Genomic DNA, 1,647 nt, shown 5'->3' on the forward strand with positions numbered 1-1,647 from the left:
AGGGTGCCATTCATTTTTTTGCAGAGCCCTCTTGAAGAACGTGGCGCGAAAAAGTTTGCCTTCCCCATCGTTTTTGCCCCTCCGTTCGTCCCTTCCGAGGAGCAGGTTGTGGGGCAAAGGTCGAGGAAGGCAACCGAAGACAGATATGCACGATCCGCACTCGCAGCTCTTGCGCACATCGTGCTCGTTTCTCTTCGCTTTGTTGTCGTCGTTGCATATGCCGCTGATCTTTGCACCAGCGTTGTTGATGTTGCCAACTCTCTTCCCAGCGCTCGTTACACATCTCACCACGTAACGCGAGCATCGGATTGACGTTGCCCGGTTCCCAATGCATCCCTGCTCCCTTCAGGCGTGCTTGCATCACCACTTTGTTGGCACTTTCTACCATCCCTGATCCAATGGGCCAGCCTTGGGCTTGGAACTGGGGATAGTCCATCTGGGCCAGCCGCTTGCCAAAGTAGCGCAAGGCATCGCTGACGCTCGGCAACGGGCGGTGCTTTTGCCACCAAGCAAGATGCTTCATGATACGTGTTGGCCCATGATGCTTCAGCTCATGGAGCATGACCGTGAGCCAGCCTTTGGGAACATGCTGACCTGCCAGTTCCCCCTGTTCTGCCACCCGGCCCAGATACTCGGCAGCATGCGCAAAGTCTAAAATCCGTACGGCATCGCAGCGATGCCCATCAACAAAGCCTTGCAGCCATTCAGCTCCATCTTGAATCGCACACACGCTCTTCGCGATCGTGATCCCTCGTCGCGCAATTTCAGCAGATGCGAGGTCGGCAAAGGTGTGAGCGTCGGTCAGCCGAGAAAAGTAGCTATGATCGTGTGTCTTCCCCTTTTCAGAAGCCGACTTGCTGGCAGTCTCAGTCACGACCTGCGCAAATACCGCCGTTTTGACCTCCGCCCACACGCCCCCTTTCAAGGGCACCATGCCTCCATCACTGCCCATAACCATCTGCTCGTTCGGTGTGGCTAGAGGCAAGGGAAAACGGGGTCTTGTCTGCTGCGGATGGGCCTGCTCGGTTTGAATGGCTTCGGCTATCACCCCTGTATGCAAGGTGCAGCGTCGGACGGTGGCCTCACTGATGCAGATGTCAAGCAGGGCCTGAAGTTCCTTGACGACCTGCGCAAAAGGCAGATGGGTTCCTAAACGTACGAGACTTTGATACGCATGAGGTAAGAGGGCTGTTGAGGGCAGTTCCAACTGCTCATCGAGGGGGAAAAAAGCTGTACCCGCACGCGGGACAGTCGAGGTAGGGACGGGTGAGTGTGACGTCTTGACGACCTCGCGTTTGCAAACGGCGGGAGCGAGTGCCTCGACGATGCATGCGTTCTCCACACTGAGGACACCGTGTGGGCTCTGGCTCGGCTTCTGGATGCATCTCCGCTTGGGCAACCTCTTCAATGATCCGCGCCCGCACTTGATCAAGCTGCTGATCGATGGCCGTTTCAATTTCGGCCATCGTGGCCTTGGGATGACCTTGGCGCCACTGTGCAATCGTCTGAAAGGCTTCTTGACTTTTTTGCTGCCAACGCTTTTCCAGGTCTTCTGCATTCATGATCTCGCCCACCTTTCTTTTGGTGAAATTTCTTACTACCATTTTATTTTACCATTTTGGCGGCGCAAAAAAATGAATGGCACCC

At 55.4% G+C, this 1,647-nt stretch carries 2 protein-coding genes; one reads left to right on the top strand and one right to left on the bottom strand.

Going from position 1 to position 1,647, the window contains the following annotated elements; genetic code table 11:
• Positions 1 to 10: 10 nt before the first annotated feature.
• Complete coding sequence (locus F1593_RS27915) at positions 11 to 1,342, bottom strand: ISKra4 family transposase (RefSeq protein ID WP_149404823.1); 1,332 nt, start codon at positions 1,340 to 1,342, stop codon at positions 11 to 13.
• A gap of 49 nt (positions 1,343 to 1,391) precedes the next feature.
• On the opposite strand from F1593_RS27915, the gene F1593_RS27920 reads away from it, so the two are divergent.
• Positions 1,392 to 1,647: hypothetical protein (locus F1593_RS27920; RefSeq protein WP_149404824.1), on the top strand; the 256-nt coding region annotated here is incomplete at its 3' end.

Source organism: Dictyobacter arantiisoli, assembly GCF_008326305.1.
Lineage (GTDB): Bacteria > Chloroflexota > Ktedonobacteria > Ktedonobacterales > Ktedonobacteraceae > Dictyobacter > Dictyobacter arantiisoli.